This window comes from Streptomyces sp. L500, assembly GCF_054551825.1.
In genome coordinates, this window is record NZ_JBTOLC010000006.1 from 99088 (window position 1) to 121657 (window position 22570).

The following is a 22570-nucleotide window of genomic DNA, read 5'->3' on the forward strand; positions in this document are numbered from 1 at the left end:
TCGGAAGGGCCGCGTGGGGATACCCGACGGCGATGACCGAGTACGGCTATTTCCTGTCCTGTGAGGAGCACTCCCCCAGGGACCTGGTCGAGCAGGCCCGGATGGCGGAGCAGGCGGGCTTCACCTCGCTGTGGATCTCCGACCACTTCCACCCGTGGACGGGCGAGCAGGGGCACAGCCCTCTGGTGTGGTCGGTCATCGGCGCGGTGTCCGAGGCCACGTCGCTGCCGGTGGAGACCGCCGTGACCTGCCCGACGATGCGGCTGAACCCGGTGGTGACGGCGCAGGCGGCGGCCACGAGCTCGGTGCTGCTGCGGGGGCGCTTCCGGCTCGGGGTGGGCAGCGGCGAGGCGCTCAACGAGCACATCCTCGGTGGCCCGTGGCCGCCGGCGGCGGTGCGGCTGGAGATGCTGGAGGAAGCCGTCCAGGTGATGCGGCTGCTGTTCGAGGGCGGCCAGGTCAACCACCGGGGCAAGCACTACACCGTCGAGAACGCCCGCCTGTACACGCTGCCCGAGGCGCCGGTGCCCATCGACGTGTCGGCGTTCGGGCCGGCGGCCACGGAGATGGCCGGGCGCATCGGCGACGGGCTGGTGACGATGACCCCGGACCAGGACGCGGTGGCCCGCTTCCGGCGCGCGGGCGGCGGCCGGAAACCGGTGCAGGGCGGGTTGAAGGTGTGCTGGGGCCCGGACCGGGAGGCGGCGCTGGACACCGCGCACCGGCTGTGGGCCGTGGAGCAGCTGCCGGGCGAGCTCAACCAGGTGCTGCCCACGCCGGCCCACTTCGAGCAGGCCACCGAGCTGGTGACGCGTGAGCGCGTGGCCGGGTCCATCACGTGCGGCGACGACGTCGACGCCCATGTGGAGGCGTTGCGCGCGTACGCCGACGCCGGGTTCGACCGGGTGCACGTCTCGCAGATCGGCCCCCTGCAGCGGGGCTTCTTCGACTTCTACCGGGCGAACGTGCTGCCCCGGCTGACGGGATAGGGCGGGGCTGCCAGGGCGGCCCCGCCCGTCCGTAGGACCGCCGCTTACGCCTTGCGGAGGCGGCCGATGATGCCGTCGAGGTCGCCGCGGAAGAACTCCGTGCGGAAGAAGTGGCCGCCGCCGTCCTCGTGGGCCTCGTAGGGGATGCCGGCCCGGTCGAGGAGGCCGCGGAACTCCCGCTGGCCGGCCAGGACCTCGGGCTCGTTGAGCCAGTCGAAGGCGGTCTTGGGGGCCGTACCGGCCACCATGAAGATCCGCTTGTTCCGGTAGCTCTCGACGCGCTCGACCGGGTTGTCGGCGCTGACCCTCCGCTGGTCCCACGGCACGCCGTAGACGGTGGCGCCGCCGAGGTCCAGGGCGGACGTCGTGTTCGCCCAGTGGACGACCAGGCCGCCGTCACGGCGGAGGCTGGCCGGGCCGGAGTAGGAGCTCACCGAGGCGAAGTGGCCGTAGTACTTGGCCGTGTACTTCAGCGCGCCGAAGCCGCCCATCGAGAATCCGCCGATGGCACGGCCGTCGTACTCGGCGAACGTCCGGAAGTTCGCGTCGATCCACGGGATCAGCTGGTTGATGTGGAAGTTCTCCCAGTTGCGGGGTCCGACGTTGGAGCGGACGGGGTTGGAGTACCAGCCCGTCTTCCCGCCGTCGGGCATCACGACGATGATCGGCTTGCCCGCGGTCAGCTCGCGGATGCCCGCGCGGTCGAACTCGATGAAGTCGCCCCCGCCGCCGTGGAGCATGTAGAGGACGGGGTAGGTGCGTCCGCTGGTGTGGTAGTCGTCGGGGAGCAGGACGTTGACGGCGGGCTTCCAGCCGATCTCCGCGGTCTCGAAGCGGTAGTACCACATGCGGGGGTCGTTCTCGCCGCGTTCCGCGACGCGCAGCCCGAAGCCGTCGCCGACGGCGTGGGCCGCCGACGCGGTCGCGAGGACGCCTCCGGCGCCGAGCGCCACCGCCGCGGAGAGACCGCCCGCGGCCTTCAGCAGGCTCCTGCGGGAAGGGCTGTACTCACTCACCATGACCTCCTGGTCGTCGAACGAAGAGAGAACGCGACGGCCCGCAAGGTAGCGACGGCGTGCCGGGGCGCGGCATCCGGAACGATCCGGGGTGACGGCGCCCGGCGCTCACCGGTAGGAAGGTGGGTGCCGCGCCGGCCTGGTCAGCGCACGGGGGTGGGGCGCGGGCAGCCGGGGATCCCGGGGCGGTCCTTCGTGCGCACGGCCGGGAGCCAGGCGATGGGTTGCCCGGAGCCGTTCGGGAGGCGGACGCGGTACCACTGCGCGGACCATGTGCCCGCCTCGTCGACGATGGGCACGCCGTGGGACAACTGACAGTCGACGGCGAGGACGTCACCGTGCCACACCCGGGTCGGAACGACGTTGTCGATGGTGTACGGCCGTTGGGGGTCGATCGCCAGGCCGAGGCTGCACTCCGCGTTCCGGTCGCGGCGGTCCTGGCATGCCTTCTCGACGTTGAACACCCGGATCCGGCCGTTGCCCCCGGCGTCGGCGGGCGGGGCGGATCCGGCGTCGCGCACGGCGTACGACCAGCCCGCCGCCACCACGCCGCACACCGCGACGGCCGTGACGGCGGCTCCGATGCGGAGGCGTCGGCGTCCCGCCGGCGGCGGGGTGCCGGGGCCTGCCCGTTCCGGTGGGGCGTCCTGCCGGGCCTCGATGCGGGCCAGCAGGCTCTCGGCGGTGTGGGCGGCGCGTGCGGAGTGCGTCGGGGCCAGGCAGTCGGCGGCCAGGGCGCGCCAGAACGGGGGCACCGCGCCGTCCATGCGCAACGGCGCCCGTCCCTCGGCGTACTCCTGTGTCGCGGCGGCGCGCGAGACGGGGGTGGCGCCGGGGAACGGCGAGGCTCCGGAGGCGAACACCTGGTGGATGATGATGCCCAGGGCCCAGATGTCGGCGCTGGGCCGGACCGTCACCCCGTGCTCGCCGAGCGGGGCCTTCCAGCGCTCGGGCGGAAGGTAGTCGAAGGTGCCCATGGGGGGCGCGTAGCCGTGGGTGCCCCGGTCGCCGGTGAGTTCCGTCGCGAGCCCGAAGTCCGAGAGCCTGACCGAACCGTCGGCCATGAGCAGGACGTTGTCCGGTTTGAGGTCGCCGTGCACCCAGCCGGTGGCGTGGAGGTGGGCCAGGCCCTCGCAGATCCCGGCGACGATCCGGCCGGCCTCGGCCTCGGTCGGCCCGCCCTCGTCTTCGAGCGCGTCCCGCAGGCTGCGCTCGGCCCGCTCCATGACGAGCACGATCGCGCCGTCCAGGAAGGGGTGGTCCGGCTCGCTGAGCACGAAGGAGTCCAGCAGGGGTATGAGCCGGGGGTGGCGGGCCCGTCGGGCGAGTTCCACCTCGCGCCGGGCCGTCTCCGCGACCTTGCGGGCCTGGCGCGGTGCGAGGCCCTCGGTGGGCAGGATCTTGAGGGCGACGTCGTCGGCGGTGCCCTCGCCCCGGCCGGCCCGTCGTCCCGCGTAGACCGTGGCCCAGCCGCCGGCCCCGATCGGCGCGGTGACCTCCCAGTCGCCGACGCGCCGGCCGGGCGGGAGCGGCCGGTGGGTCATGGCGCGCTCTCCCACGCCGCCGCGCCCGCCCCGGCCCGGGGCGGCAGCAGTGCGAGATGTTCCTCCCGGACAAGCCCGAAGCGCAGCGCGAGGCCGACGATCGCCTCCCGTTTGCCGTTGCGGCGGGCTCCCCGGCCGGTTTCGGCGCCGGCCGGCGCGGCGATCCGCATCTTCTCCTCGGCGAGGTAGTCGATGTGCGAGCTGACGGCCCGGGCCGTCAGCCGGGCGCAGGCGGGGTGCCCCCGCAGCCGTTCGACGATCTGCGGGGTGGTGGGCACCGCCACGGGCGACTCGTCGCGCAGTCTCGGTTCGCAGAGGGCGACCAGCACCAGGAAGTAGGTGGCGGTCTCGTCCAGGGAGTACGCGGTGACCGTGCGGTTCTCCCAGGGGCCGCCCGCGCCGTCGGGGTCCAGGTAGACGTGGTCGGGCGCGTACACCTGGAAGGCGACCGTGCTGCCGCCGCGGGTGGGCAGGACGACCCTGGAGAACTCGAAGGGGATGGGTGCCCCGGCCCGTCGCGGCGGCACTCTCAGGTACTCGCCCGCCCCTTCGGGGTTCTCCACCAGATAGCTCTGGGTCGCGCTGTGATTGCTGAGCTGCCAGTGGTCGTCGGTCACCCGGATCTCCCCCGCCAGCCGGGAGATCGCCTCGTCGACGAGGCGGAGCTCGACGGGGGTCGTCGCGGAGCCCCGACCGAAGCGGGCCACCTCCCCCGGGCCGAGCCGGAGCGTGACCGCGTCGCCGTACGGCTCCCCGTCGGCGCCGCCGCTCCCGTCCGGCGGACGGTTACCGCTTCCCTGTGGCAGATGGACGACTATCCCGCTCACTCCGCCCCCTCCTTACACCCCGTCAACAGCTGTCACACAGGAGTGAACATTACCGATCCCGCGTCCGGTCACGAGGTCAGGGCTGTCGCCCCAGTAGCGCCAGCAGCCGCTGCCAGGAGTCGGCGTCCGGCGGCGGTTCCACCGCCGGGGCGAACAGGCCCGAGCCGGAGAGCGCGCCGGCGTACGGCTCCACCTCGTGGCGGGTGAAGTCGACCAGGGCCTTGGAGGGGTGTTCGTCCGCGCCGATGGCCCGGGAGAGGTCCCACGCGTGGACGACCAGGTCGGCGATCATCTGGGCGCAGTAGGCGTGGGTGGCGGTGCGTCCGTAGGACAGCTCGACCGTCCCGGTGAGGGCGCCCCGGGCGGCGAACGCCTCGCGGGCGGCTCCGGCCGCCCGTTCCCAGGCGGCGACGGGGTCGTCGCCCAGCTGGTCGCCGTCGAAGGCGTCGCCCACGTCCGCGATGCCCTTGCCGTCCAGCAGGGGCGGTACCCACAGCTGTTCGACGGTGAGGTGGTTGACCAGGTCGCGGACGGTCCACTCGGTGCAGGGGGTGGGCGCCGTCCACTGGTCGGGGCGGACGGCGCGCACCCGGTCGGTGAAGAGGTCCAGTGCCTCCGCGTGCCGGGCGCGCACGGTCCTGCGCCGCGATTCGGTGGGGGTCGGGTCAGCGCTCATGCCACCCATGGTCCGCCCGCATGCGGGTCGCGGCGAACGCGGCGGCGACGAACGCCGCGCCGGCCGCCAGGGCGCCCCGGTGTTCGGAGAGCCACAGCTGCGGGCCGTGCGACCGGGCGCCCATGCCGAATTCGCCGTGGGCGCCGTGGTCGTGGCCGCCGTCCCCGTCGACCGGGTGCCACAGGTTCACCTCGGGCAGCGGGGGTGCCGGTTCCGGGCGCTGCTGGGCGTCGTAGCCGGTCCGGGCGAGGTAGCGGTCGAGCAGGCCGGGGGCGACGGCGTTGGCGAGGAGGGTGGCCACCGTGCTCGCGCCCACCCAGTACTCGCGGCGGCGCGGGTGGGCGGCCGCGAACAGGATGGCGCGGGCGGCGAGCTCGGGCTCGTAGACGGGCGCCACGGGCCGGGGGCGGCGGGGCATCCGGTTGAGCACCCAGCCGAACTGCGGGGTGTTCACGGCGGGGAGCTGGACCATGGTGGTGCGGACCTTGCTGCCCTGGTGGAGGAGTTCGCAGCGCAGGGACTCGTTCCAGCCCTGGATGGCGTGCTTGGCGCCGCAGTAGGCGGACTGGAGCGGGATGCCCCGGTAGGCCAGCGCCGAGCCGACCTGGACGATGGTGCCGTGGTCGCGCGGGAGCATCCGGGTCAGCGCGGCGTGGGTGCCGTACACATAGCCCAGATAGGTGACTTCGGTGACGCGCCGGAACTCGTCGGGCTCGATCTCGACGAACGGGGCGAAGACGCCGGTGAAGGCGTTGTTGACCCAGACGTCGACCGGGCCGAAGACCTCCTCGATCCGGTCGGCGGCCTCGGTGACGGCCCGGTGGTCGGCCATGTCCACGGACAGCGGCAGCGCGGCGCCGCCGGCCCGCAGGACCTCCTCGGCGGCGGCGTCCAGCCCCTTGCGGCCGCGGGCGAGCAGCGCCACGCTCGCGCCGCACGCGGCGAAGGCCCGGGCGGTGGCCCGGCCCACGCCGCCGCTCGCCCCGGTCACCACGACGACGCTCGGCTGGTTTCTCTTCATCACCGGAGCCGGGTACCCGGACCGGTGACCCGTAAACAGGACCCGTAAACAGGGCGCCTCAACGGTGACCCATAAACAGAAGGCCCGGTAAGAGGGTTATCACTTACTTTCACCCGTTCCGGTGATTGTGACCCGTGTCGTCACCGCTCACCCTGGAATCCGGGCCGCCGGGGGACGGGGAGCGCCATGCAGCGGACAGCGAACGTTCCGGTGGCGGTCACCACGCAGCACAACGACAACCGGCGCACCGGCCTCAACGCCTTCGAGACGATGCTCCGGCCGGGCAACGTCACCCCCGCCACCTTCGGCCGGCTCTTCAGCCGCGCGGTCGACGGCCATGTGTACGCCCAGCCGCTGGTCCTCCCCGGCGTGGAGCTGCCGGGCCGGGGCCCGCGCGACGTGGTCTACGTGGCGACGATGCACAACAGCGTCTACGCCTTCGACGCCGTCGACCCCGCCGCCTCCGCCCCGCTGTGGCGCACCTCGCTCGGCCCGCCCTGCCCGCTGCCCGACCCGGAGATCGGCCCGCCGCACTACCGCGACATCGCGGTCGAGGTCGGCGTGGTGAGCACCCCCGTCATCGACGCCGCGCGCCAGGTGCTCTACGTGCTGGCCTTCACCAAGGAGGCGGACGGCCACCACCACACGCTGCACGCCCTCGACACCCGCACCGGGCGGCCCGTCCCCGGCGGGCCCGTGCGCGTCGAGGCGACCGTGCCGGGGACGGGCGACGGCAGCGTGGGCGGGCGGCTCGCGTTCACCAGCAGCCGACAGATCCAGCGCTCGGCGCTCACCCTGGCGAACGGCACGGTGTACGCCGCCTTCGCCGCCTACGGCGACCGCAGCCCGTACCACGGCTGGGTGTTCGGCTTCGACGCGCTCACGCTGCGCCGCACGGGGGTGTACGTCACCACGCCCGGCACCGGGCTGGGCGGCGTCTGGCAGGCCGGGCAGGGGCTCGCCGTGGACGAGGCGGGGTGCCTGTACTTCATGACCGGCAACGGCGGCTTCCGCCCCGACGGCTCGGAGCTGGGCGACAGCGTCGTCAAGCTCCGCCCGGACCTGACGCGCGCCGACTGGTTCTCGCCGTTCGACAACGCCGCGCTGGACGCGGCCGACGCCGACCTGGGCTCGGCCGGGCCGCTGCTGATCCCCGGCACCCGGCTGCTGCTGGGCGGGGGCAAGGAGGGCAAGTTCTATCTGCTGGACAGGGACGCCCTGGGGCACTTCCACGCCGGTTCCGACAGCCAGATCCCGCAGAGCTTCTACGTGGTCCCACCCGACGCGAACAGCCACCACATCCACGGCGGGCCGGTCTACTGGGACTTCCCCGGCGGCCCCTGGTGCTACGTCTGGCCGGAGAACGCCTTCCTGCGCGCCTACCGCTTCTCCGGCGGGCGCCTCGATGAGTCCCCCGTGTCGACGAGCACCACCACCGACCCCACGGGCGTGCCGGGCGGCTCCCCCGGCATGCCCGGCGGGATGCTGTCCGTATCCTCCGCCGGCCGGGACCCGGACTCGGGCCTGGTGTGGGCGTCCCACCCCTGGCGGGAGAACGCCAACCAGGCCGTCGTGGACGGCGTCCTGCGGGCCTACCGGGCCCGCGACCTCACCGACGAGGTGTGGCACAGCAGGATGAACGCCGCCCGGGACGACGTCGGCAAGTTCGCCAAGTTCGTCCCGCCGACCGTGGCCAACGGCCGCGTCTACCTGCCGTCGTTCTCCGGCGCGCTGCACGTGTACGGGCCGACCGGCTGAGGGGTGACGCCCCGGGGGGCCGGGCGGCCGGGCGGCCGTGCCGTGCCCGGCCGCGGCCGGGCCTCCGCGCGCAGGGCCGCGGCGAGCAGGCCGAACCACACGCCGACGAGCAGCAGATGCGCCCGCTGGGGCACCCCGTGCCAGCCCGGCCGCCCGAACAGCGGCCCCACCGTGGCCAGCGCCGTCGTCATGGCGGTGCCCAGCACCCACGGGCCCCAGCGGCGGACGGCGGGGCGGGGCGGGGCGCCGAGCGCCGCCGAGGTCAGCAGCAGGGCCATCGAGGCGAACAGCGCCAGGTGCACCAGCGCGCTGGTGGTGGTGTGCCAGGGGTTGACGGCCTCGCAGAGGCTCTCCACCGAGGGGGCGCAGCGCATCGGGACGGCGACGTCGGCCACGGAGGCCGCGCCGAAGGCCACCAGCGACCACCAGCCCGCCTCCTCCCAGCGGCCCGGCGACCGGCCCCGCGCCAGCAGCGCCCCCGCGACCACCAGGGCGGCGGCCAGGAGCTCGATGCCGCCGAAGAGCCCGTGGAAGCGCTGGTCGGCGGCGTAGAGCTCGCTGACGTAGGAGTGCCGGGGGTCCAGGCCGGTGGGCAGGAGGAACTCCAGCACCCAGTCGTTGTATACCACGGCCGCCGTGGCCAGCAGCAGCGGGGCCCACACCGCTCGCGCGGTGCGCGGGTCACGCGTCGGACGGGGCATCAGCGCGGGCGGACCGGGGGCGGGCCGTACGCCGGGGGCGCCGGCGGCTGCCCGGGCGGCGTGGTGACGTAGGGCGTGGTGGGCGGCGGCACGGTGGTGGGCGGCGACTTGGGCGGGGGCGGGGGTGCCGGCGGGGACTGCTGCCCGCCGCCGCCCTGCGACGGGTTCGGCTTGGGGCTCATCGTCACCCCGCCCTTGGGGGCCGAGGTGGAGCGGTCGTCCTCGCCGTCGGTGCCCACGGGCCGTTCGAACCACTCGCCGGTGTCGGGGTCGTAGACGACGAAGTACTCGAGGACGGAGTCGGCGGGGGTGACCGCCACGACGTCGGAGGCCTTGTACAGGGGCCAGGAATCGCCCTTGGCCGTCGGGGTGCCCTTGGCGGCGACCGGCGGGCTCAGCGGGTTGCCGCAGGCGCAGCGCACCCGGGGCATGCCCCGGTCGTCGACGAGCACGGCGGTGCCGGCCTGGAGGACGGACTGGTAGCTGGTGACGGAGCCGTCCTTGAAGCCGTGGTTGGTGACCCGGGTGTCGGCGCGCAGCTGCAGGGGGGTCAGGCCGCGCAGATAGGCGGCGAGGCCGTTCTGCTCAATGCCGGCGGCGCCCGCGAAGGCACGGCCCTTGGCCTGGTCCTGGGTCAGGTAGCCGACCTGGCGCTCCACGTCGCAGCTGGCGTTGTGCCGAGACCCGCCGTAGAGGCCCCGGGTGTCGCCCTTGACGCTCCGGGTGCCGCCGTTGCCGCCCGTACCGGCCGGGACGACGGGGTGGGACGACGCCGACGCGCCGTAGTCCTTGGCCGTCGACTGGGTGAACGGATCCCTGCCGCCCGCCGACGCGGCCTGGAGGTACACCTCGCCGGCGCCGCCGGAGCCCTGGCGGAGGAAGAAGACCGCGAGCGCGGCGGCGACGACCAGGGCGGCGAGCGGGACGAGCGCCTTCTTCGACCGCCACCGGCGCGCGCCTCCGCCGGGGCCCTCGCCCGGGGTGCCCCCGGGGGTGCCCCGCCCGCCGGCGGGCGGGGCGGGCGGGCCGCCGGGACCGCCCGGTCCGGCGGGGCCGCCGGGACCGCCCGGTCCGGCGGGGCCGCCGGGGGTCTCGGGGCGGGGTGCCGACCAGTCGGGCCGGGTCTGCTCCGGCTCGCCCGCCGGGCGGTCCGGCGGCTGGGAGCCCCGGCCCGACAGGGGGCCGGACGGCGGGCCGGAGGGGCGGTTGGCTGACGGTGGCTCGGACGACACGTCCCTGACTCCTCAGTGGAGGTTTTTTATTCCTTTTCACCACCCCTGCGCACATTGTGTGTATCAGACCCATGGGCCCCGCAAGCGGGCGTACGGGTTGCTCCCGAGTCGCTCCCGGACAGCGTTAGCCCGCCCGCGCGCCCGGACGGGTGGTGCGATCGCCGCTGGCTTACGTTGGCGGCATGAGCGAGCTGCGTGCCTGGGGGGACGCCCTCGCGGCCGTGGCCGCCGGGCTGGCCGCCATGGTCGCGGTCGCCGCGCTCGGCCTGTGGGCCGCCGGGGCCGGGGCGCTGGGGGCCGACGCGCTGGCCCCCGTGATCGCGGCCACCGTCGTCAGCGCCGTCGGCGGGACCGTCGAACTGTCGGGCGGCGCCGGCTTCATCGGCCGTACGGGCGCGGGGCTGGCCGTCGTACCGCTGTCGGTGACCCTCGCCGGGGCCCTGGCGCTCGCGGTGGTCTTCCTGCTGCCGATGCGCCATCACGCGGTGGCGAGCGGAACCGCGTTCCTCGGCCGGGCCGCCCGTACGGCCGTGGTCTGGGTGGTGGCGCTGCTGCTCGTCGCGCGGGCGGCCCGGCACACGTTCCGCATCCGCCTGGATGAGGACATCCTCGACGAGCTCGGCGCGGCGCTGGGAGTGACGCCCACGGTCGGCTTCCGCGCCGCGGCCGGGCCGACGGTCGGCTACGGGCTGCTGTGGCTGCTGGTCCTGCTGGTCGTGGCGACGGCCGCGTCCCGGAGGACGCCGCTGCCCTCGCGGCTGCTGCGTTTCCAGGACTCCGTCCGCCCGGCGGCGTTCGCGGTGCTGGTGCTGCTGCTGGGCTATGTGGTGCTCGGCCTGTTCGCGGGGCTGGTGGTGGCCGCCACGCGGGGGCACGCGGACCGGACGTTCGCGGTCCTGCTGCTGGGGCTGCCCAATCTCGCCTGGATGGGGCTCGGGATCGGGCTGGGCGGCGCGTGGGAGGGGCGGGTCCCGGACGGGATCGGGCTGCCGATGCCGCAGGCGCTCGCGGCGGTCCTGCGGGAGGGCGACGAGGGGACCGCGACGGTCGACCTGTCCTCGCTCTCCGCCCATGACGGACGGGCCTGGCTGCTGGCCCTGCTGGCCGCCCTCGCCCTCCTGGCGGCGGGCTTCCTCACGGCCGTGCGCTCCCCCGCCGGGACGAGTCCCTGGCGGCTCGCGGTCCGCCTCGCGGTGGCGCTGGCGCTGGCCTTGCTGGTGATCGGGCTGCTCACCCGCGTCTCAGCCCGCTACGGCCTGTCCTTGCTGGGCATCGGTGACCTGGGCGACTTCGGCGGCGAGGTGTCCCTCGACGCGCGGCTGTTGCCGCTGGTGGGGCTGGGGTTGCTGTGGGGGCTGGTGGCGGGATTCCTGGGCGGGGTGCTCGTCGGATACCTGCGGCGCCGCGAGGAAACCACGGGGGCGGGCTGAGGCCGGGCTGGCGGTCCGGCACGACACCCCCCGGGCCGGCGGGACGAGTCCGGCCCGGCGAGGCGGACCCACCGGCCTCCGGCCGGCCCGCCGGGCGGGCATCCCGCCCGGCCATGCACGTGGGGCCGTGCCCGGCGGTCTCCCGTCGGCCACGGCCCCACGACCCGGGCCGACCGGGGTGCCCGGTCGGCGCCCGGCGCGTGACGTCACCCCTGACGCGTCACGCGCCGCACCGTTCGTTCAGCCGGCGCCGGAGGCGCCGGCGTCAGCGCTTGAGATTGGCGTTCACCGAGGGCGTGTTCGCCTCGGTGACGTTCACGCCCGCCCACGCGGCGTCGACGGCCTTGTACTCCGCGCCGTCCTGGCCGTAGATGTCCGCGGCCGCCTGCAGGGTGGCCTTGCGGGCGTCGTGGAAGTCGCTGGTGGAGACCAGGTAGCGGCTCAGGGCGCGGTAGAAGATCTGCTCGGCCTTGGCGCGGCCGATGCCGGTCACCGTGGAGCCGTCGTAGGTCGGCGAGTCGTACGAGAAACCGCCGATCGTCTTCTTGCCGCTGCCCTCGGCCAGCAGGTAGAAGGCGTGCGAGGAGACGCCGGAGCCCGCGTGGACCTCGCGGTCGTAGGAGCCCTCGTCCCAGTAGTCGACCGTGCCCTCGAGCTTGTCCAGCGACGGCTTGTCGAGGCGGCGCAGGAAGGTCTGCTGGAGGCCGAGCTTCTCGCCGAGGAGGTAGTTCGGCGGGTTGGCCGGGTTGTTGGTGGCGAACTCCACGCCGGTGCCGAAGATGTCGGCGAAGGACTCGTTGAGCGAGCCCGCCTCGCCGAACTGATTCTGGTCGTCGTCGACGCGGGTGGGCTGGAAGTTCGCGGTGGCCTCGACGACGCCGTGGGTCAGCTCGTGGCCGGTGACGTCCAGGGCGACCAGCGGCTGCTTGAACGTTTTTCCGTCGCCGTCGCCGTAGAGCATGCAGCCGCAGTCGGGGGACCAGAAGGCGTTGCCGACGTTGCTGCCGAAGTGGACGAGGGCGTGCGGGCCGACGCCGTCGTTCTTGATGCCGTTCCGGGCGAACGTCTTCTTGTAGTAGTCGAACGTGGCGGTGATGCCGTACTGGGCGTCCACCGCGGCGCTGGCGGAGTCCGACGTGGTGCCGTTGCCCCACTTGTTGTCGCTGTCGGTGAAGGCCTTGCCGCTGCTGAAGGTGCCCAGCTGCTGCCGGCCCGCGTTGCGGGTCTCGGCGTTGCCGCGGCTGGGGTCCTTCAAGGTGAAGGAGCTCGTGGCCGTCTGCGTCGTGATCAGCGGCACGTTGCCGACGAAGATCGAGGAGCCGCTGCCGGTGGCCTGCGCCGGGAAGGCGCCCGCGGCGGGCTTGACCGGCCCGGGCAGGGGCTTGGTGTTGGCGCGCGGCGTGGCCTGGGCGCCCTGCTCGCGCAGCTTCGCCTTCAGGGCGGGCGAGATGAACGCGTCGGAGAGCGGCGTCTTGCTGATGACCTTGCCGGACGCGGCGTCGACGAGCACCGAGTGGGCGGCGCCCTCCTCGGTCTTCGGGGTGCCGGTGACGGTCACCCGGTAGGCGAGGACGGCCGCCTCGGCGCGGGCGTCCACCACCAGCTCGGGCTTGCCGGCGGCGGTGCCGTCGGCCGACGCGGCGGCCTTGGCGGCGGCGTCGGAGGCGCTCAGCTTGGGAGTGACGCTGGGGACGGTGACCTGGCGGTTGGCCGAACGGGTCACGCCCAGGTAGGAGTTCTTCGCGTCCAGGTGGACGACCAGGTCGCCACCGATGACGGCGACGCCGTGCTGCGACCGCTCGAAGCGGACGTGCCGCTTCCCTTCGGGGTCGGTGAGGACGTCCTTGGCGGTCAGCGTGTCCGCCGAAGTGACGCCGGTGGCCGCCGCGTTCGCGACGGCGGCGCTCCGCGCGGCCTTGACGACGTCCGCCTGGACACCGCCGGCCGCGGCGGTCGCGGCCGGGGCCTTGACCGCGGAGCGGGAGGGGAGGGTGTCGGCCGCGGCCGTGCCGGCCATGGTCGCCGCGGCGGCGACCGTGACGGCGATGGTCAGCGCGCGTCTGCCGGTCGAGGCCGATATGAGGTTCGTGGGGGATGTACGCACGTTTCAGCGCCCTTTGCCATGAGGGCGGTTCGGGTGACCGGACCGCCTGCGTGCACGCGGTGCCGGTTCTGCCGCACCACGGGGACCCCTGGTCCAGGTCCCGTGGATGACCATGCACCCATTGGCATGCCCATGAAAAGAGCGAAGAGGCTTCTTGTCCGAACAGTTGATCTATCGTTTACAAATACCCAACACACCGTTACGACAGCGCAACTTCCTGTCGACTTATGGGGAAGGATGCGGCAACGCGCCGAAAGGTTGCCGCCGTTGGCCAACTGATCACTATGTGAGACGGGGCCCGCCGCCACCCCGCCAGTCGCCGCCCGGCACCCTGGTTCCCGACGCCCGCAGCCGGCGCGCCACCCGGTCCGCCGCGAGATACACCCACCCCCGTACCGGACCGCCGCCCTCCACCAGCACGTCTCCCACCACGCGCTCGTAGAGATTGAGGGGATCGCCCGGCACGTAGTCCTCCAGCGCGTCGAGCGCGGCCAGCACTTGGATGTACTCCCCCGGCGCCACGGTGATCAGCTCACCGCGGATCTCGCCCTCCGCCTCCGCCACCGCGTACGGATAGCCCGGCCCCTCGTACAGCACCGCGCCCCGCAGCCGCGCGGGTTCCTCCGCGACCGTCCGGCCGCGCAGGAAGCGGTCGTGATTGTGCCGCCCGGGACGCAACGTCCCGTAGACGAAGACGGGCAGCCCTCCGGATTCCTCCGCCACCGCTCCCGCGCTCCCTTCCCCGGCCGTCCCCCGGCCATCCGTCTCCCCTTGCCCCCGTCCGCCACCGCCGGAAGGCGGGCGGCGACGGTCGGCCGTAGCCTGGACCCATGGGAGAGCGGTCGGTCGCGCCCTCCGCGCCCGAGCTCGTCGTCGAGGCCGACGGCGGCTCGCGGGTGATGAGCCCCGACAGGGTCTACCACGTGGGGCGCGACCCCCTCAGCGACATCGTGCTGCACGACGGGCGCGTCTCGTGGCACCACGCGGTCCTGCGCGCCGTCGCGGACCACTGGACGCTCGAGGACACCGGCAGCACCAACGGCACCTACGCCGAGGGCCATCGCGTGGCCTCGCTCGACGTGGGCCCCGGCAGCGTCGTCCGCTTCGGCAACCCCTCCGACGGGCCCGCCGTCCACGTCACCGAGGCCCTGCAGCGCGCCGCCGACCGGCCCTCCGCCGTCTCCCACCCCTCGGGCACCAGCACCTTCCGGCAGCCCACCTCCGTACGCCCCCTGCCCACCCGCACCGTACGGATCGGCCGCGCCGCCGACAACGACCTCGTCCTCGACGACCTGATCGTCTCCCGGACCCACGCCGAGCTGCGCGCGCTGGCCGACGGCGACTACGAGATCGTCGACCTCGGCAGCCACAACGGCACCTACCTCAACGGCCACCCGGTGCACCGCGCCCTCGTCGGGCCCGGCGACATCATCGGCATCGGCCACTCCGCGTTCAGCCTGGTCGGCGACCAGCTCCAGGAGTACGTCGACACCGGCGAGGTCTCGCTCGACGTGCAGGACCTCTCCGTCCAGGTCGACGAGGGCCGCAAGACCCTGCTGGACGACGTCTCCTTCCCCGTCGGCGCCAAGACCCTGCTCGCCGTCGTCGGCCCCAGCGGCGCCGGGAAGTCGACCCTCCTCAACGCCCTCACCGGGCTGCGCCCCGCCGACCGGGGCACCGTCCTCTACGACGGCCGCGACCTCTACCGGGACTACGCCGAGCTGCGGGCCCGCATCGGGCTCGTCCCCCAGGACGACATCCTCCACACCCAGCTGACCGTGCGCCGGGCCCTGAACTACGCCGCCGAGCTGCGCTTCCCCGGCGACACCGCCAAGGCCGAACGCCGGGCCCGGGTCGAGGAGGTCATCGGCGAACTGGGCCTGGAGCAGCGCGCCGACCAGCCCATCCACAGCCTCTCCGGCGGCCAGCGCAAACGCGTCAGCGTGGCGCTGGAGCTGCTGACGAAGCCCTCACTGCTCTTCCTCGACGAGCCGACCTCCGGCCTCGACCCGGGCATGGACCGCTCGGTGATGAACATGCTGCGCGGCCTCGCCGACGACGGCCGCACCGTCATCGTCGTCACCCACAGCGTGCTCAGCCTGGACGTCTGCGACCGGCTGCTGTTCCTCGCCCCCGGCGGGCGCACCGCCTACTACGGGCCGCCCGGGGACATGCCCGGATTCTTCGGCTTCGGCCAGTGGCCCGAGGCCTTCGAGGCGTTCGAGAACGACAGGGACCGGGACTGGGCGGGCGAGTACCGCTCCTCGGCCCACCACCGGCAGTACATCGCCTCCGCCACCGACCAGCCGCGCCTGGGCGCGCCGCCCGCGCCGGAGGCGGCCCCCGCGCCGGCCAAGGCGCAGACCTGGGGCGCCCAGCTGTGGACCCTGATGCGCCGCTATGTGATGGCGCTCAGCACCGACCGGACCTTCCTCATCATCATGGTCGCGCTGCCCTTCCTCACCGGCGCCATGGCCCGGCTGTCCTCCGGCACCCGCTTCGCCTCCGCCGACAAGGCCAACACCGTGCTGCTGATCCTCTGCGTGGGAGGCGTGCTGACGGGCGCGGCCAACGCCGTGCGCGAACTCGTCAAGGAACGCGTCATCTACCGGCGGGAGCGTGCCGTCGGGCTGTCCCGGTCCGCGTATGTGATGTCGAAGATCCTGGTGCTGGGCGTGATCACGGTGGCGCAGGCGATCGTCCTGGGCGTGGTGGGGCTGGGCGGGGTGGACACCCGTGCCCCGAAGGGGCAGGGCGTGCTCATGCCGCCGCTGCTGGAGATGACGCTCGCCCTGGCGCTGCTGTCGTTCACCTCCATGCTGCTGGGCCTGCTGGTGTCGGCGCTGGTGCGCAGGGAGGAGGTCACCATGCCGCTGCTGGTGCTCATCACCCTCGTCCAGGTCGTCTTCTGCGGCGGGATGATCGAGCTCAACGGCAGGCTGGTGCTGGAGCAGCTCTCCTGGCTGGTGCCGTCGCGCTGGGCGCTGGCCGCGATGAACTCGACCATCGACTTCACCCATATCCCGCCCGAGTCCGGCCAGCTCCCGCCGAAGGGCGGGAGCGGGGCCGACCCGCTCTTCCGGCACGCCGTCGGCACGTGGCTGCTCGACATGGGCATGATGGTGGTGCTGTCCTTGGTCTTCGCGTTCCTGGTCGCCCGGCTGCTGCGCCGCCACGAGCCTGCGGTCATGCGGAAGTGACGGCGCCGCCATGAGTACGGTCCCCCTGCCGTCCGGCGCGGTGCCGGACGTCCCCGGTTTCCAGCCGACCCACGTCGTGCCGAACGAGGGCCTGCCGACGTGGGCGACACCCGACGCGGCCGTCCCCAGCGAGCCGCTGGACCCGCTGCTGCCGGTGCGGCTGCTGACCCGGCACGGCGACTGGGGTCAGGTGCTGTGCTCCAACGGATGGTCGGCGTGGGTGGACGCCCGGCTGCTGGTCACCTTGCCGCAGCGGCCGCCCGGCACGGGCGGGGCGCTCGTCCGCACGGCGGACGCGCGCGAGCTGCTGGCCGGGGTGGAGGAGACGCTGGGGCGCTACCGGCAGGCGGTGGAGGACCTGACGGCGGGCCGGACGGACGGCGAGACGTTCCGGCTCACGACGCGGGGCCTGCGGATCGGGGTGGTCGTGGCGGGCGAGGAGGTCTGGCTGTACGACGCGGCGCACGACCGCTGGTGCTACAGCGACGGCGCGACGATGACGACCGTCGCGGGCGGCGAACCGTCCCCGGACCGGGACGCGAGCGGCGGCCCGGCGTGGGCGAGCGCCGCGAGCGCGGGCTCGACCCGCCTCGACGCCGGCGGCCCCGCCGCCGGCCCGGGCCCCACCGGGCCCGGACCCGGGGCGACGCGGCTGGACGGCGGAGGTCCCGCTCCGGCCGGCTCCGACGGTGGGGGGCGGTGATGGCCGGCGAGGGGGAGGCGCGGGCCGTGCGGCCCGATGTGTCGCTCGGGGCCGGGCCCGGGGGGCTGATCGGGCATCAGGTCGCGAGCTATCGCGTCGAGGGCGAGATCGGCCGCGGCGGCATGGCCGTCGTCTACCGCGCCACGGACCTCCGGCTCGACCGCACCGTCGCCCTCAAGCTCCTCGCCCCCGAGCTCGCCCGCAACGACACCTTCCGCCGTCGCTTCAGCCATGAGTCGAGGGTGGCCGCCGCCATCGACCACCCCCACATCGTGCCGGTGTTCGAGGCCGGTGAGGTGGAGGGCGTCCTCTACATCGCCATGCGCTACGTGCCCGGCCAGGACCTCCGGGCCCTCCTCGACCGCGAGGGACCGCTGTCGCTGTCCGTCACCGCCCGGATCGCCGGGCAGGTCGCCTCCGCCCTGGACGCCGCGCACGCCCACGACCTGGTCCACCGGGACGTCAAGCCCGGCAACATCCTGGTGGCCGAGGGCACCGACGCCGAGCACCCCGAGCACGTGTACCTCACCGACTTCGGGCTCACGAAGAAGTCCCTGTCGCTGACCGGCTACACGCGGGTGGGCCAGTTCGTCGGCACGCTGGACTACGTCGCGCCGGAGCAGATCTCCGGCAAGCCGGTGGACGGGCGGTGCGACGTCTACAGCCTGGCCTGCGTCGTCTTCGAGATGCTGACGGGGGCGCCGCCGTTCCGGCGCGAGGACGACATGGCGCTGCTGTGGGCCCATCAGTACGAGCCGCCGCCACGGCTCTCGGAGCTGCTGCCGGGGCTGCCCCCGGACGTCGACGACGTCCTGGCGACGGCGCTGGCCAAGGCGCCGGACGACCGTTTCGACAGCTGTCTGCGGTTCGTGACCGCGCTGCGGCGCACGGGACGGGCCAGTCCGGCGGGGGAGGCGGCGGAGCCGCCGCCTCCCCCGCCGGACTGGGCGGCCGTGGTCTTCCCCGGCCCGGGTGCGGGCCCGGGCCCGGGTCAGCGTCCCTGAGGGATCGTGAAGGGCAGCTGCTGGGAGTGGAAGGACGCGTCGCCGTTGCCGACGGAGATTCCCGCGTCCGCGCGGGTCACGTCGCGCGGGGCCGTCCGGGCGACGGCGACCTTCAGCCGGTAGACGGCCGTCTCGCCCGGGGCGAGGACGCGCTTGCCGGTGGTGGGCAGCAGGGCGGCGCTCATGCCCGGGTCGCAGCCGCCCGCGACCAGCGGGACGCCCACCCAGCCGCGGTCCGAGCGGTACTGGGACAGCGTCAGGTCCTTGGGCGTCAGGACGTGCGAGCCGCCCGCGCCGTAGGCGAAGTACGAGCCGTTCAGGGCCGGGTAGGCCCGGTCGGTGGTGTTCTTCACGGTGACCGTGACGACGCGCCCCGTCCCCCCGCGCCGCAGGGTGGCGCCCCGGTCCCAACCCGTCACGGTGACCTTCGGCCGGGTGGCCTCGGCGGTACGGACGGGGGCGCGGTAGGTGTGGCCCCGGCCGTCGTCGAGGGAGGCGGCGACCGTGAGGGTGCCGGGCCGGTCGAGGTCCTGGAGCCGCAGGGCGATGCCGACCGGGTGCTTGGCGCTCGCGTCCGGCGCGGTCACCGGGAAGGTGAGGACGCCTCGGGTGGGGAAGGATTCCGAGCCCGGCTTGGTGTCCAGGTCGACCCAGCGGCGGTCGCGCGGCTCATAGCGCTGCACCGTCAGGGAGTCGGTGCTGAAACCCTTGCTGGCGACGTCCAGCCGGACCGTGCCCTTGGTGACGGGCGTGCGCAGGGTGACACCGGATTCCGACCACAGCCCGATGGGCAGCTGGCCCGGCATGCCGTACGCGAAGCCCTGCGCGGCCGTCCCGGTGAGGGCCGGCACGGGCGCCGGCTGGTGCGCGGCGGCCCACGCGGGCGCGGCGCTCGCGGCACCGGCCCGGTCCGGGGTGTCGCAGCCGGCCTTGGCCGGGGCGGCGCCCCCGGCCGGTGTGGCGGCGGCCTGGCCCGGCGCCGCCGTGCCCATGACGAGCGCCAGGCCGGCGGCCAGCGCGGCCGCCGTTCTGACCGTGGCCTTCCGTACCGCCGACGACCGCCGCTGCGCGACCTTGAATGTCATGTACCGCCCCCCGCGATGTGGGTGTGTATCCCGTGCTCGGCGTACGTGTGTACGCGTCCGGCCTCAGAGAGGGCCGTCCACAGCTGATGGTTCCCCACGGGGAACGGAAATCCCACGTTTTCCGTCAGTGGCCGCGCAGCTGCTCCATTTCGCGCCGGTCGCGCTTCGTCGGCCGGCCCGCGCCCCGGTCGCGGACACCGGCGGGGGCGACGGCCTCGCGCGGCGGGGGCGGCGGGCTGTTGTCCTCGTAGCACTCGACCGCGACGGGCGCGCCGACGCGCTTGCGGATCAGGCGCTTGACGACCACGACCCGTTCCCGGCCCTCCTGGCGCACCCGCACCTCGTCCCCGGGCCGGACGGTCTGGGCGGGCTTGGCCCGTTCGTCGTTGAGCCGGACGTGCCCGGCGCGGCAGGCCGCGGCGGCGGCCGAGCGGGTCTTGGCGAGCCGTACGGACCAGATCCAGGCGTCGATCCGTACCGCCCCTCCCTCTGTCTCCATGTGCGTAAGCCTAGGGGACCCCACCGACATGGCCGATTACCGTCGGCGCCGCCCCGCCGGGCCCGGGAGTCCGTTGACTTCTGCACCTTCCCGTGCGACTGATGTCGTGTTCACATCAACCCCCGCTCTTCGCAGCCGGCGGTGGCCGCGAGTGCCGCTCCCGGCCGGAAGGGAGTACGGCGATGAACACATCCACCATCGGCAACCGGCACCGCGGGCGCGTCGCGGCCACCGCGGCCTTCGTGGCCGCCCTGGCGAGCGCCGGCCTCGGCCTGGGCACGACGTCCGCCGCCGCGGACACGGTGTCCGTCAGCTACACCTGCACCGGACCGGGCGCCCCCAGCGACGTCCAGTCGCTGCAGGTCACCGTGACCGCTCCCGCGAGCGTCCCGCAGGGCGGCACGGCGGACCTCACCGTCGAGGCCAGCACCCAGCTGAAGGTGCCGATCAACGTCCCCGCGCGGGCCGTCACCGGGGAACTCGACCTGACCCTCGGCGGCGCAGCGTCCGGCACCGTGACGGCCACCGGCTTCACCAACCCCGACCCGGTGCCGAGCGGTTCGGGCGTGACCCTCACCGGCGGCACGGCCTCCGTCAAGCTCGACAGCGCCGGCACCACGACCTTCAGCCCCGGCACGGCGAAGGTGCACGTCTTCGGTGTGACGGTGGAGTGCGCGGTCTCCGGCAGCGCGCCCGTGGCGGCGAGCACGCAGGTGACGACCGAATAGCCCGCACGGTCCGGCCCGGTCCGGCAAGGGTCGCCTCGCGCGCCGGGCGGTCACGCCGCCGTCCGGCGCCCACCGGCCGAAAGGCACTGGCCCGGCTCCGCCGCGACCGTCACGCGCGCGGTTCAGTCGTCCTCGGCCAGGCGCGCGAGGAGGCCGAGCGCCTCGACGACCACGGCCTGTTCGCGCTCGTCCAGGCGCTCCGCCAGGGCCCGGGCGATCCAGCCCTCGCGCTCCCGGCGGACCTCGGCCAGCCGGAGGCGGCCCTGGTCGGTGAGGGACATGATGGCCTGGCGGCGGTCGCTGGGGTGCGGGGAGCGCTCGACGAGGCCGGCCTCCTCCAGGGCGGCGAGGGTCGCGCCCATCGACTGCGGGCGCACGCGCTCGGCGCGGGCCAGGGCCACGGTGGTGGCGGGCCCCTCGCGGTCGAGCCTGCTGAGGGCGGCGGCCTGCGAAAGCGTCACGTCCGTGCCCTCGGAGGCCGCGCGCAGACGGCGCGTCAACTGCCCGGTGAGCACACGGAGCCGGGCGGCCGCCTCGGTCAGTTCGGCGGACGGGGCGGGGGCGGCGGTGGGCTGCTCTCGGTCCATCATCAAGCAAGGGTACCTTTCGAACGGCCGGTGGTCCGGGGCCGGGGCGAACGGGTCCGGGCGGACCTCACCCCGCGTCGCCCTGGCCGCGCGGCAGGTCGCGGTCCGCCAGGGTCGCCACCAGCAGGAGCACGCTCAGCGCGCCCAGGACAAGGGCGAGGGCGTGGAGGCCGGACGTGGTGGCGCGGTCCCCGTAGAACAGGCCGATCAGGCTGGAGGCGGCGATGGCGCCCGTGTATTGCGCGGTGCGGAAGAGGCCGGCGGCGGTGCCCGTCTGCTCGGCGGGGGCCTGGGCGTACAGGGCGGTCTGATTGCCCACGGCGTTCAGCCCGTTGGGCAGCCCGAAGAGGGCGCCGAGGACGACGAGGAGCACCACGGGGCTGTCCGGCCCGGCGCACAGCAGCACCCCGGTGGCCACCACCATCGCGCCGGTGCCCAGCAGCAGCGGGCCGCGCACCCGCTTGCGGCGCGAGCCCAGCCAGGAGGCCACGGCCGCCACCACCGACATCGGCAGCATCAGCAGCCCCGCGGTCGTCGTCGAACGGCCCGCCGGCTCCTCCAGCCATTGCGCATAGCCGTAGAGGACGCAGTAGAGGACGAGGAAGGCCGTGGCGTAGCGGGCGTAGGTGCGCACCAGGGGGCGGTTGGCCGCCAGCATCCGCAGATCGAGGAAGGGGCGGCGGGCACGGAGCTCCCAGGCGACGAGCGCCGCGGCGAGGGCGCCCCCCAGCGCGAGCAGGGACCACCGGGGGTGATCGAGGCGCATCAGGAAGAGCACGGCGGGCAGGGCGGCCCCGGCGAACAGGGTGGCGCCCAGCGGGTCGAGGGCCGTCCAGGCGGACTCCCGTTCGCCGGCCGGGCGCGGGGTGTCCCGGGGCAGCCAGGCCAGGGTGAGCAGGAGCCCCACCACCGCGAGCGGGACGTTGACGACGAAGATGGCGCGCCATCCGGCGAGTCCGGTCAGCAGTCCGCCGAGGGCCGGGCCGACCGCCGCGCTGGCGAGGCCGGCGATGGTGAGGGCGCCGAGGACGCCGCCCGGCGGTTCCCGCCGGAGGCGGGCGGACTGGGCGCGGATCATAGCCATCGCGGCGGGGTAGGCGGCCGAGGTCCCCACCCCCAGGGCCACCCGCACCGCGACCAGCTGCCCCAGCGAGCCCGCCCGGAGCGCGGCGAGCCCGGCCAGGGCCACCAGGACCAGCCCGGCCGCGTAGACGCGGCGGGGACCGAACCGGTCGGCGACCTTGCCCATCGCGGGCTGGGCGACGGCGCTGGCCGCGTAGAGGCCGGAGACCAGCCAGGCGGTGCCGGCCGCGCCCGTGCCGAGCGCGCGGCCGATGGGGACGAGGGCCGTGGAGATCATGGTCGAGTTGACCGGGTTGAGCATCGACCCGATGACGATCGGCACCACGAAGCGAGGGCCGAAGCCTATGGATCCGGATGGCCCGGACGAGGAAGGCGACATATAG

20 protein-coding genes are annotated in these 22570 nt (G+C 74.4%); 7 read left to right on the plus strand and 13 right to left on the minus strand.

The genetic code is table 11. The features are described 5' to 3' along the window. Positions 1 to 32 precede the first annotated feature (32 nt). Positions 33 to 989, plus strand: coding sequence for an LLM class F420-dependent oxidoreductase (locus ACX9I7_RS09110; RefSeq protein ID WP_459387012.1), 957 nt, complete (start codon positions 33 to 35; stop codon positions 987 to 989). 44 nt (positions 990 to 1033) lie between these two features. On the opposite strand, the gene ACX9I7_RS09115 is transcribed toward ACX9I7_RS09110, so the two are convergent. The 5 genes from ACX9I7_RS09115 to ACX9I7_RS09135 form a co-directional block, all read right to left on the minus strand. Further along, positions 1034 to 2008: an alpha/beta hydrolase-fold protein gene (locus tag ACX9I7_RS09115; RefSeq protein ID WP_189450343.1), complete on the minus strand. Its 975-nt coding sequence runs from the start codon at positions 2006 to 2008 to the stop codon at positions 1034 to 1036. A gap of 140 nt (positions 2009 to 2148) precedes the next feature. Beyond that, complete coding sequence (locus ACX9I7_RS09120; RefSeq protein ID WP_459387013.1) at positions 2149 to 3549, minus strand: serine/threonine-protein kinase; 1401 nt, start codon at positions 3547 to 3549, stop codon at positions 2149 to 2151. Then, the gene (locus ACX9I7_RS09125; protein WP_459387014.1) at positions 3546 to 4376 is read right to left on the minus strand and encodes a serine/threonine protein kinase; all 831 of its coding nucleotides are present in this window, start codon (positions 4374 to 4376) and stop codon (positions 3546 to 3548) included. Before ACX9I7_RS09125 ends, ACX9I7_RS09120 begins: the two co-directional genes overlap by 4 nt. 76 nt (positions 4377 to 4452) lie before the next feature. Next, positions 4453 to 5052 carry a TIGR03086 family metal-binding protein gene (locus tag ACX9I7_RS09130; RefSeq protein WP_387572460.1) on the minus strand — a complete coding sequence of 200 codons (600 nt, stop codon included), beginning with the start codon at positions 5050 to 5052 and terminating at the stop codon, positions 4453 to 4455. After that, positions 5042 to 6073, minus strand: coding sequence for an SDR family oxidoreductase (locus ACX9I7_RS09135; RefSeq protein ID WP_387572463.1), 1032 nt, complete (start codon positions 6071 to 6073; stop codon positions 5042 to 5044). Before ACX9I7_RS09135 ends, ACX9I7_RS09130 begins: the two co-directional genes overlap by 11 nt. Positions 6074 to 6259: 186 nt before the next feature. Between ACX9I7_RS09135 and ACX9I7_RS09140 the strand changes: the two genes are divergently transcribed. Beyond that, positions 6260 to 7831 carry a hypothetical protein gene (locus ACX9I7_RS09140; protein WP_459387015.1) on the plus strand — a complete coding sequence of 524 codons (1572 nt, stop codon included), beginning with the start codon at positions 6260 to 6262 and terminating at the stop codon, positions 7829 to 7831. Here the strand turns inward: ACX9I7_RS09140 and ACX9I7_RS09145 are convergent. Together ACX9I7_RS09145 and ACX9I7_RS09150 are read right to left on the minus strand one after the other, a co-directional pair. Beyond that, positions 7780 to 8532, minus strand: a complete 753-nt coding sequence (locus ACX9I7_RS09145; protein WP_459387016.1) for a DUF998 domain-containing protein — start codon at positions 8530 to 8532, stop codon at positions 7780 to 7782. The two genes, ACX9I7_RS09140 and ACX9I7_RS09145, sit on opposite strands and share 52 nt — an antisense overlap. Continuing rightward, complete coding sequence (locus tag ACX9I7_RS09150; RefSeq protein WP_459387017.1) at positions 8532 to 9764, minus strand: DUF6777 domain-containing protein; 1233 nt, start codon at positions 9762 to 9764, stop codon at positions 8532 to 8534. The genes ACX9I7_RS09145 and ACX9I7_RS09150 overlap by 1 nt, the downstream gene beginning before the upstream one ends. 182 nt (positions 9765 to 9946) lie before the next feature. Between ACX9I7_RS09150 and ACX9I7_RS09155 the strand changes: the two genes are divergently transcribed. After that, complete coding sequence (locus ACX9I7_RS09155; RefSeq protein ID WP_459387018.1) at positions 9947 to 11194, plus strand: streptophobe family protein; 1248 nt, start codon at positions 9947 to 9949, stop codon at positions 11192 to 11194. 265 nt (positions 11195 to 11459) lie between these two features. Here ACX9I7_RS09155 and ACX9I7_RS09160 read toward each other — a convergent pair whose 3' ends face one another. Together ACX9I7_RS09160 and ACX9I7_RS09165 are read right to left on the minus strand one after the other, a co-directional pair. Then, a complete protein-coding gene (locus ACX9I7_RS09160; protein WP_459387073.1) occupies positions 11460 to 13211 on the minus strand; it encodes a M4 family metallopeptidase in 1752 nt (583 codons plus the stop codon). Between the two features lie 369 nt (positions 13212 to 13580). Continuing rightward, a complete protein-coding gene (locus ACX9I7_RS09165; RefSeq protein WP_459387019.1) occupies positions 13581 to 14021 on the minus strand; it encodes a gamma-glutamylcyclotransferase family protein in 441 nt (146 codons plus the stop codon). Between the two features lie 107 nt (positions 14022 to 14128). Between ACX9I7_RS09165 and ACX9I7_RS09170 the strand changes: the two genes are divergently transcribed. Genes ACX9I7_RS09170 through ACX9I7_RS09180 form a run of 3 tightly spaced genes read left to right on the plus strand, consistent with a single transcriptional unit; the run spans position 14129 to position 18205 of the window. Beyond that, positions 14129 to 16498, plus strand: coding sequence for an FHA domain-containing protein (locus tag ACX9I7_RS09170; protein WP_459387020.1), 2370 nt, complete (start codon positions 14129 to 14131; stop codon positions 16496 to 16498). 10 nt (positions 16499 to 16508) lie between these two features. After that, positions 16509 to 17201, plus strand: coding sequence for an SH3 domain-containing protein (locus ACX9I7_RS09175; RefSeq protein WP_459387021.1), 693 nt, complete (start codon positions 16509 to 16511; stop codon positions 17199 to 17201). Next, positions 17201 to 18205, plus strand: a complete 1005-nt coding sequence (locus ACX9I7_RS09180) for a serine/threonine-protein kinase (protein WP_459387022.1) — start codon at positions 17201 to 17203, stop codon at positions 18203 to 18205. The genes ACX9I7_RS09175 and ACX9I7_RS09180 overlap by 1 nt, the downstream gene beginning before the upstream one ends. On the opposite strand, the gene ACX9I7_RS09185 is transcribed toward ACX9I7_RS09180, so the two are convergent. Together ACX9I7_RS09185 and ACX9I7_RS09190 are read right to left on the minus strand one after the other, a co-directional pair. Next, entirely contained in the window at positions 18193 to 19290 is a 1098-nt protein-coding gene (locus tag ACX9I7_RS09185) for a hypothetical protein (RefSeq protein WP_387572489.1), read from the minus strand. The two genes, ACX9I7_RS09180 and ACX9I7_RS09185, sit on opposite strands and share 13 nt — an antisense overlap. A 124-nt stretch (positions 19291 to 19414) precedes the next feature. After that, positions 19415 to 19789 (minus strand): RNA-binding S4 domain-containing protein, encoded by a 375-nt coding sequence (locus tag ACX9I7_RS09190; protein ID WP_229820058.1) that lies wholly within the window; start codon positions 19787 to 19789, stop codon positions 19415 to 19417. Positions 19790 to 19971: 182 nt separating this feature from the next. On the opposite strand from ACX9I7_RS09190, the gene ACX9I7_RS09195 reads away from it, so the two are divergent. Beyond that, positions 19972 to 20517, plus strand: coding sequence for a hypothetical protein (locus tag ACX9I7_RS09195; protein ID WP_459387023.1), 546 nt, complete (start codon positions 19972 to 19974; stop codon positions 20515 to 20517). Positions 20518 to 20639: 122 nt separating this feature from the next. On the opposite strand, the gene ACX9I7_RS09200 is transcribed toward ACX9I7_RS09195, so the two are convergent. Continuing rightward, on the minus strand, positions 20640 to 21107 hold the full coding sequence (locus ACX9I7_RS09200) for a MarR family winged helix-turn-helix transcriptional regulator (protein ID WP_387572495.1): 468 nt from the start codon (positions 21105 to 21107) through the stop codon (positions 20640 to 20642). Positions 21108 to 21171: 64 nt separating this feature from the next. Continuing rightward, the gene (locus ACX9I7_RS09205; protein WP_459387024.1) at positions 21172 to 22512 is read right to left on the minus strand and encodes an MFS transporter; all 1341 of its coding nucleotides are present in this window, start codon (positions 22510 to 22512) and stop codon (positions 21172 to 21174) included. Positions 22513 to 22570 lie beyond the last annotated feature (58 nt).

Excerpts from the sequence above, each read along its gene's own strand:
- ACX9I7_RS09195 (WP_459387023.1), top strand. The coding sequence starts at position 19,972 with ATGAACACATCCACCATCGGCAACCGGCACCGCGGGCGCGTCGCGGCC.
- ACX9I7_RS09160 (WP_459387073.1), bottom strand. The coding sequence starts at position 13,211 with ATGGCCGGCACGGCCGCGGCCGACACCCTCCCCTCCCGCTCCGCGGTC.
- ACX9I7_RS09175 (WP_459387021.1), top strand. The coding sequence starts at position 16,509 with ATGAGTACGGTCCCCCTGCCGTCCGGCGCGGTGCCGGACGTCCCCGGT.
- ACX9I7_RS09145 (WP_459387016.1), bottom strand. The coding sequence starts at position 8,532 with ATGCCCCGTCCGACGCGTGACCCGCGCACCGCGCGAGCGGTGTGGGCC.
- ACX9I7_RS09140 (WP_459387015.1), top strand. The coding sequence starts at position 6,260 with ATGCAGCGGACAGCGAACGTTCCGGTGGCGGTCACCACGCAGCACAAC.
- ACX9I7_RS09190 (WP_229820058.1), bottom strand. The coding sequence starts at position 19,789 with ATGGAGACAGAGGGAGGGGCGGTACGGATCGACGCCTGGATCTGGTCC.
- ACX9I7_RS09130 (WP_387572460.1), bottom strand. The coding sequence starts at position 5,052 with ATGAGCGCTGACCCGACCCCCACCGAATCGCGGCGCAGGACCGTGCGC.
- ACX9I7_RS09180 (WP_459387022.1), top strand. The coding sequence starts at position 17,201 with ATGGCCGGCGAGGGGGAGGCGCGGGCCGTGCGGCCCGATGTGTCGCTC.
- ACX9I7_RS09115 (WP_189450343.1), bottom strand. The coding sequence starts at position 2,008 with ATGGTGAGTGAGTACAGCCCTTCCCGCAGGAGCCTGCTGAAGGCCGCG.
- ACX9I7_RS09185 (WP_387572489.1), bottom strand. The coding sequence starts at position 19,290 with ATGACATTCAAGGTCGCGCAGCGGCGGTCGTCGGCGGTACGGAAGGCC.
- ACX9I7_RS09200 (WP_387572495.1), bottom strand. The coding sequence starts at position 21,107 with ATGATGGACCGAGAGCAGCCCACCGCCGCCCCCGCCCCGTCCGCCGAA.
- ACX9I7_RS09135 (WP_387572463.1), bottom strand. The coding sequence starts at position 6,073 with ATGAAGAGAAACCAGCCGAGCGTCGTCGTGGTGACCGGGGCGAGCGGC.
- ACX9I7_RS09110 (WP_459387012.1), top strand. The coding sequence starts at position 33 with ATGACCGAGTACGGCTATTTCCTGTCCTGTGAGGAGCACTCCCCCAGG.
- ACX9I7_RS09155 (WP_459387018.1), top strand. The coding sequence starts at position 9,947 with ATGAGCGAGCTGCGTGCCTGGGGGGACGCCCTCGCGGCCGTGGCCGCC.
- ACX9I7_RS09120 (WP_459387013.1), bottom strand. The coding sequence starts at position 3,549 with ATGACCCACCGGCCGCTCCCGCCCGGCCGGCGCGTCGGCGACTGGGAG.
- ACX9I7_RS09170 (WP_459387020.1), top strand. The coding sequence starts at position 14,129 with ATGGGAGAGCGGTCGGTCGCGCCCTCCGCGCCCGAGCTCGTCGTCGAG.